Raw genomic sequence first — 7,552 nt, 5'->3', positions numbered from 1 at the left:
ATGACGACGGCGTCAAGGTATTCGACGGCTCGCGACGGTATCTGGAAGCGGTGGCCGCCGCGGGTGTCGCCGCGGCTGTGGTGTCCTCCAGCGCCAACACGCGCGAGGTATTGGAAATCACCGGGCTGGATCGCTTCATTCAGCAGCGTGTCGATGGCGTGACGCTGCGCGAGGAGCACATCGCGGGCAAGCCGGCTCCCGACTCGTTCCTGCGTGCCGCCGAACTACTGAAGGTCGAACCGGGCGCGGCCGCGGTGTTCGAAGACGCGATCTCCGGGGTGGAGGCAGGTCATGCCGGTCATTTCGGCTACGTCGTCGGCGTGGACCGAGTAGGCCAGGCCGACGCGCTGCGCCAACATGGCGCCGATGTCGTCGTGACCGATCTCGCCGAACTGCTTTAGGTGCAGACATGATCAGTGAAGAGGATTTCCCCGTCGAACCCTGGCAGGTCCGCGAAACCCGCCTCGACTTGAAACTGTTGGCTCAATCGGAGTCACTGTTCGCGTTGTCCAACGGCCACATCGGGCTGCGCGGAAACTTCGATGAAGGTGAGCCGCACGGCCTGCCCGGCACGTACCTCAATTCGTTCTACGAGGTTCGACCACTGCCGTATGCGGAGGCGGGGTTCGGTTACCCGGAAGCCGGCCAGACCGTCGTCGATGTCACCAACGGCAAGGTGTTGCGTCTGATGGTCAACGACGAGCTGTTCGACGTCCGCTATGGCCAACTGATCGAGCACGAGCGGATTCTCGACCTGCGCGCCGGAACACTGACTCGTCGCGCGCACTGGCGCTCGCCAGCGGGCCAGCAGGTCAAAGTGGTGTCGACCCGGCTGGTGTCACTGGCGCAGCGCAGCGTTGCGGCCATTGAGTACGTGGTCGAGGCAGTTGATGAATTCGTCCGCGTCACAGTGCAATCCGAGCTCGTTAGCAATGAGGACCAGCCCGAAACGTCGAAGGATCCACGGGTCTCGGCCGTGCTGGACAGGCCGCTGGAGGCGGTCGACCACGAGACCACCGAAAACCGGGCAGTGCTGATGCACCGCACCAGGGCCAGCGGGCTGATGATGTCGGCCGCGATGGACCACGAGATCGAGGTCCCCGGTCGGGTCGAGGTCGAGACCGAAGTCCGCCCAGACCTGGCCCGCACCACGGTGATCTGCGGATTGCGCCCGGGCCAGAAGCTGCGCATCGTGAAGTACCTGGCGTATGGCTGGTCGAGCCTGCGCTCCCGGCCCGCCCTGCGCGATCAGGCTGCGGGTGCACTGGCCGGCGCGAGGTACAGCGGATGGGACGGCCTGGTGAAGGCCCAGCGTGAATACCTGGACAACTTCTGGGACGGCGCAGACGTAGAGGTCGATGGCGATCCGGTGATCCAGCAGGCGGTGCGGTTCGGCCTGTTCCACCTGTTGCAGTCGAGCGCGCGCGCCGAACGCCGCGGAATTGCCAGCAAAGGACTCACCGGCACCGGTTACGACGGCCACGTCTTCTGGGACAGCGAGGGATACGTCCTGCCCGTCCTCACCTACACCGCGCCGCATGCGGCAGCGGATGCGCTGCGGTGGCGGGCATCGACACTCGACTTGGCCCAGGAGCGCGCCGGCGAACTGGGTCTGGAAGGTTCAGCATTTCCCTGGCGGACGATTCGCGGCCAGGAATGCTCCGGCTACTGGCCTGCCGGCACGGCAGCCTTCCACATCAACGCCGACATCGCGATGGCGTTCGAGCGGTATCGCATCGTCACCGGCGATCAGTCGCTGGAGGAGGAATGCGGGCTTCAAGTGCTCATTGAAACTGCTCGGCTGTGGCGCTCGCTCGGCCACCACGACCGGCACGGCGTCTGGCACCTCGACGGGGTGACCGGTCCCGACGAGTACACCGCAATCGTCCGCGACAATGTCTTCACGAATTTGATGGCTGCGAACAACCTTCTGGTTGCGGCCGAGGCGTGCGCCCGCCATCCCGAGCAGGCGCGCGAGTTGGGTGTCAGCACTGAGGAAACCGCGGCCTGGCGAGATGCAGCACACGCGGCGAACATTCCGTATGACGAAGAGTTGGGCGTGCACCAGCAATGCGAAGGTTTCACCACGTTCGCGGAGTGGGACTTCGAAAAAAACAGTCAGTACCCCTTGTTGCTGCACGAGCCCTATGTGCGGCTGTACCCCGCGCAGGTCATCAAGCAGGCCGACCTGGTTTTGGCGATGCAGTGGCAGAGCCACGCCTTCACCCCCGAGCAGAAGGCCCGCAACGTCGACTACTACGAGCGACGAATGGTCCGCGACTCGTCGCTGTCGGCCTGCACCCAGGCGGTGATGTGCGCCGAGGTCGGCCACTTGGAGCTCGCGCACGACTATGCCTTCGAGGCGGCGTTGATCGACCTGCGTGACCTGCATTCGAATACCCGCGACGGACTACACATGGCGTCGCTGGCCGGCGCGTGGATGGCCTTGGTCAACGGTTTTGGTGGACTGCGCGACGACGAGGGCGTCCTGTCGCTCGACCCGCAGCTGCCGGACAGTTTCGCTCGGCTGTGCTTCCGGTTGATGTGGCAGGGCTACCGGTTGACTGTCTCGGTCACGCACGAGGAGGTGACCTACACGCTGCGCGATGGGCCCGACGGTGAGCTGAAGATCCGCCACGCAGGCGAGGATCTAATGCTGAGCACCGAGGAGCCGACGACCGTTCCGCTGGAGGAACGTCAGCCGCTGCTTCCGACACCGCCGCAGCCGCCAGGCCGCGAGCCAATACACCGGCGCGGCAGCGTCGTGTCAGCGCAAGTTCCGGTCACCCATTAGAGCTGATCGTCGCCGGCGGAACCTAGGCAGGCACAAGCGCCGTGATGAACGCCAGCACGGCGACAAACCAGGCGAGCAGGCTGACGAGCACACACAACGAGCCCAGTGCCATCAATCTGTCGCTGCGATCGGCCTGCTGATTCCTCATGACGCCGACGATTCGTGGCGTCCGGCGAAACAGGTCACCCCACTCCACCCGGGACCTGGCGCGCTTGAATCCGGTGGGATCATCCGATGTTCGGTGGACCGGCGCCACCCCAGCGCCGTTTGTGTAGAGCCCAAGTCCGGCCACAAACATCACTGCGCCGACGATGGCGCACACCAAGGCGACCCAGAACATGCATTAAGCGGTGCCCGCGCACCGCTGTCTTCAAACGCAGTCGGGTTAGCCAGCAGAGCTGATCGGTTCGATCGGCAGCCAACGCAGCGCGCCGGGCGCGTCGGCCGGGACCACCGGGTGGTTCGGTGCGATCGGGTCCAACCGACGGTACGGCTCGCCCTGACGTGGCCGCAGATCGTCTTCGCCCTTGTTCGGCCACAGCGACGCGGCCCGCTCGGCCTGCGCCGAAATGGACAACGACGGGTTGACCCCGAGGTTCGCCGAGATCGCCGCGCCATCGACCACCGACAACGTCGGATAACCGTAGACCCGGTGGTACGGGTCGATCACGCCGTGTTCGGCGCTGTCGCCGATCACCGCGCCGCCCAGGAAGTGCGCGGTCAGCGGGATGTTGAACAGCTCGCCCCAGGTGCCGCCGGCCACCCCGTCGATCTTGGCGGCGATGCGACGGGTGACTTCGTTGCCGACCGGAATCCATGTCGGGTTCGGTTCGCCGTGGCCCTGCTTGCTGACGTAGCGGCGTCGGCCCAGCCGGCCGCGTCTGGTGAAGGTGGTGATCGAGTTGTCCAGATGCTGCATCACCAGCGCGATCACCGTCCGCTCGCTCCACCGCCGGGGGTTGAGCAGCCGCAACGTGCCGCGCGGATCCTCACCGGCGTTGTGCAGCAGCTGTTTCCAGCGCGGCACATCGGTGCCTTCGGGGCCGGGACCGTCGGTCATCAGCGTCTGCAGCAGTCCCATCGCATTAGAGCCCTTGCCGTAGCGGACCGGTTCGACATGGGTGTCCGACGTCGGGTGAATCGATGACGTGATGGCCACGCCATGGGTCAGGTCGAGGTCGGAGCTGACCTCCAGACGACCGGCGCCGACGATCGATTCGGAGTTGGTGCGGGTCAGTACACCGAGCTTTTCGGACAGGCCGGGCAACCTGCCCGTGTCGCGCATTTTGAACAGCAACTTTTGCGTGTTGTACGTGCCGGCGGCCAGCACCAGGTGATTCGCGGTGAACGTCCGCTTCTTGCGGCGCAGCAAGCGGCCGGTGTGCTTGGTGTGCACCTCCCACAACCCGTCGGGCCGCTGCGCAAATTTGGTGACTGTGGTCATCGGATGTATCTGCGCGCCAGCCGATTCCGCGAGGCCGAGGTAATTCTTCAAGAGGGTGTTCTTGGCGCCATAACGACAGCCGGTCATGCAGGACCCGCACTCCAGGCAGCCCGTCCGGGCCGGGCCGGCGCCGCCGAAATACGGGTCGGGCACCGTCTCGCCGGGGGTCTTGGTTCCGTTCGGACCGAAGAACACCCCGACCGGGGTCGGTACGAAGGTGTCGCCGCAACCCATGTCGTCGGCGACCGCCTTGACCACGCGGTCAGCGTCGGTGAACGTCGGGTTCTGGACCACACCGAGCATCCGCTGCGCCTGCTGGTAATGCGGCATCAGCTCCGCGCGCCAATTGCTGATGTGCGCCCACTGCGGATCGTTGAAGAACGGATCCGGCGGTACGTAGAGCGTGTTGGCGTAGTTCAATGATCCGCCGCCAACGCCGGCGCCGGCCAGGATCATGCAGTTTTGCAGCAGGTGAATGCGCTGGATGCCGTAGCAGCCCAGTTGGGGCGCCCACAGAAACTTGCGCAGGTTCCAGGACGTCTTGGCGAAGTCCTCGTCGGCGAAGCGGCGGCCGGCCTCGAGCACGCCGACACGGTAACCCTTTTCGGTCAACCGCAGCGCGGTGATGCTCCCCCCGAAGCCCGACCCGATAATCAGAACGTCGTAATCAGGTTCCATCCGGCCAGCCTAACTCTCAGTTGTCGACGGTCAGGCCGACCTTCTGAAACTCCTTCAGGTCGCAGTACCCGGCCTTGGCCATCGACCGGCGCAGCCCGCCGACCAGGTTCAGCGAGCCGAACGGATCGTCGGACGGGCCGTCGAGCACCTGACGCAACGGCGGCCGCTCGCCGACGGCGATCTGCAGTAACGCGCCCCGCGGCAGCGACGGGTGGGCGGCGGCGGCCGGCCAGAACCAGCCGTCACCGAGCGCCTCGGCAGCCTCGGCAAGCGGGGTGCCCAGCACCACCGCGTCGGCGCCGCAGGCGATGGCCTTGGCCAGGTCGCCGGAGGTGTGGATATCCCCGTCGGCCAGCACATGCACATAGCGGCCGCCGGTCTCGTCGAGATATTCGCGGCGGGCCGCGGCGGCATCGGCGATCGCGGTGGCCATCGGCACGCTGATGCCAAGCACCTCGTCGCTGGTGGTCACTCCCCTGGTCGAGCCGTAGCCCACGATCACACCGGCTGCCCCGGTTCGCATCAGGTGCAGCGCCGTGCGATGGTCGAGCACGCCGCCGGCCACCACCGGGACGTCGAGTTCGGAGATGAACGTCTTGAGGTTCAGCGGCTCTCCGTCGCTGGCGACGCGTTCGGCGGAGATGATCGTGCCCTGGATGACCAGCAGGTCCACCCCCGCCGCGACCAACCCGGGCGTCAACGCCTGGGCGTTCTGGGGACTCACTCGCACCGCGGTCGTCACCCCGGCCTCACTGATGCGAGCCACCGCCGCGGCCAGCAATTCCGGATCCAGCGGTGCGGCGTGTAGCTGTTGCAGCAGCCGGATAGCCGCCGATGATTCGGGTTCTTTGGCAGCCGCCTCGGTGACCTGAGCGATCTTGGCGGCCACGTCGGCGTGCCGGCCGATCAGCCCTTCGCCGTTGAGCACTCCCAGGCCGCCGAGCCGGCCGAGCTCGATGGCGAACTCCGGCGACACCAGCGCATCGGTTGGATGGGCGATGACGGGTATCTCGAACCGGTACGCGTCGAGCTGCCACGCCGTCGACACGTCCTGCGAGGAGCGGGTCCGCCGCGACGGCACGATGTTGATGTCTTCGAGTTCGTAAGTGCGCCTTGCCGTTCGGCCCATGCCGATCTCGACCATTTCATGCATCAGCGGTCAGCCTCGATTCCTTTGCGAGATCGACGATTTGCAGTGAAGCCCGGCGCCATTCGGGTAAGTGTGGCATTCACCGCACGTAGTAGTTGGGCGCTTCGGCGGTCATCGTGATGTCGTGCGGGTGGCTTTCTTTCAAGCCTGCCGGCGTGATCCTGACGAATTGCGCCTGTTGCAGCGCCTCGATCGTGTTGGAGCCGGTGTAGCCCATCGCTGCGCGCAACCCGCCGGTGAGCTGGTGAATCACCGACGACAACGGCCCGCGGAACGGTACCCGGCCCTCGATGCCCTCGGGCACCAGCTTGTCCTCGGAGAGCGCGTCGTCTTGGAAGTAGCGGTCCTTCGAGTACGACTTGCCCTCTCCACGGCCCTGCATCGCGCCCAGCGACCCCATGCCGCGGTAGCTCTTGTACTGCTTGCCGTTGACGAAGATCAGCTCACCGGGCGCCTCGGCGGTGCCGGCCAGCAGCGAGCCCAGCATTGCCGTCGACGCGCCCGCGGCCAGCGCCTTGGCAATGTCACCGGAGTACTGCAGCCCGCCGTCGGCGATCACCGGCACACCGGCAGGGCCGCACACTGCGACCGCTTCGAGGATCGCGGTGATTTGCGGCGCCCCGACACCGGCCACCACCCGGGTGGTGCAGATCGAACCCGGACCCACACCGACCTTGACCGCATCGGCGCCGGCCTCGACCAGCGCTACGGCCGCGGACCTGGTGGCGACGTTGCCGCCGACCACCTCTATCCGGTCGCCGATCTCGGCCTTGAGCTTGCCGACCATGTCCAGCACCAGCCGGTTGTGGGCGTGCGCGGTGTCGACAACCAGGACATCAACCCCGGCGTCGACCAGCGTCATGGCCCGCACCCAGGCGTCGTCGCCGATGCCGACGGCGGCCCCGACCAGCAAGCGGCCGTCGCTGTCCTTGGTGGCCAACGGGTGCTGTTCGGTCTTGACGAAGTCTTTGACGGTGATCAGCCCGGTCAAGCGGCCGTGACCATCGACGATCGGCAGTTTCTCGATCTTGTGGCGGCGCAACAGGCCCAGCGCCGCGTCGGCGCTGACGCCCTCCTGGGCGGTGATCAGCGGCGCCTTGGTCATCACCTCGGCGACCGACTTGGACTGGTCGACCTCGAAGCGCATGTCGCGGTTGGTGATGATCCCAACGAGCGAGCCGGAGCCGTCGACCACCGGCAACCCGGAGATCCGGAACTTCGCGCACATCGCGTCGACTTCGGCCAGTGTGTTGTCCGGCCCGCAGGTGACCGGATCGGTGACCATGCCCGCCTCCGACCGCTTGACCATCTCGACCTGGCCGGCCTGTTCGGTGACCGACAGGTTGCGGTGCAGCACGCCCATGCCGCCGGCCCGGGCCATGGCGATGGCCATCCGGGACTCGGTGACGGTGTCCATCGCCGAGCTGACCAACGGCACCTTGAGCCGAATCTTCTTGGTCAGCTGGCTGGAAGTGTCCGCGCTGGC

Annotated in this window: 6 protein-coding genes; 2 read left to right on the top strand and 4 right to left on the bottom strand. The window is 66.3% G+C overall.

Annotated features, from left to right (window positions below; translation table 11 throughout):
- Both WBF82_RS02320 and WBF82_RS02315 read left to right on the top strand, forming a co-directional pair.
- On the top strand, positions 1–401 hold a 401-nt coding region (locus WBF82_RS02320), incomplete at its 5' end, for an HAD-IA family hydrolase (protein ID WP_424381485.1).
- A gap of 8 nt (positions 402–409) precedes the next feature.
- A complete protein-coding gene (locus WBF82_RS02315) occupies positions 410–2,794 on the top strand; it encodes a glycoside hydrolase family 65 protein (protein ID WP_424381484.1) in 2,385 nt (794 codons plus the stop codon).
- Between the two features lie 22 nt (positions 2,795–2,816).
- On the opposite strand, the gene WBF82_RS02310 is transcribed toward WBF82_RS02315, so the two are convergent.
- The 4 genes from WBF82_RS02310 to guaB all read right to left on the bottom strand — a co-directional run.
- The gene (locus tag WBF82_RS02310; RefSeq protein ID WP_424381483.1) at positions 2,817–3,134 is read right to left on the bottom strand and encodes a hypothetical protein; all 318 of its coding nucleotides are present in this window, start codon (positions 3,132–3,134) and stop codon (positions 2,817–2,819) included.
- Between the two features lie 45 nt (positions 3,135–3,179).
- On the bottom strand, positions 3,180–4,916 hold the full coding sequence (locus WBF82_RS02305; RefSeq protein ID WP_424381482.1) for a GMC family oxidoreductase N-terminal domain-containing protein: 1,737 nt from the start codon (positions 4,914–4,916) through the stop codon (positions 3,180–3,182).
- Positions 4,917–4,932: 16 nt separating this feature from the next.
- A complete protein-coding gene (locus WBF82_RS02300; RefSeq protein WP_424381486.1) occupies positions 4,933–6,060 on the bottom strand; it encodes a GuaB3 family IMP dehydrogenase-related protein in 1,128 nt (375 codons plus the stop codon).
- Between the two features lie 85 nt (positions 6,061–6,145).
- Positions 6,146–7,552, bottom strand: a 1,407-nt coding sequence (gene guaB, locus WBF82_RS02295) for an IMP dehydrogenase (protein WP_424381481.1), incomplete at its 5' end; no start/stop codon positions are given.

Source organism: Mycobacterium sp. (genome assembly GCF_049673265.1).
Lineage (GTDB): Bacteria > Actinomycetota > Actinomycetes > Mycobacteriales > Mycobacteriaceae > Mycobacterium.
This window is presented reverse-complemented; position numbering and strand designations above follow the sequence as displayed.

Coding starts and splice junctions, on each gene's coding strand:
- WBF82_RS02315 (WP_424381484.1), top strand. CDS start 410: ATGATCAGTGAAGAGGATTTCCCCGTCGAACCCTGGCAGGTCCGCGAA.
- WBF82_RS02310 (WP_424381483.1), bottom strand. CDS start 3,134: ATGTTCTGGGTCGCCTTGGTGTGCGCCATCGTCGGCGCAGTGATGTTT.
- WBF82_RS02305 (WP_424381482.1), bottom strand. CDS start 4,916: ATGGAACCTGATTACGACGTTCTGATTATCGGGTCGGGCTTCGGGGGG.
- WBF82_RS02300 (WP_424381486.1), bottom strand. CDS start 6,060: ATGGTCGAGATCGGCATGGGCCGAACGGCAAGGCGCACTTACGAACTC.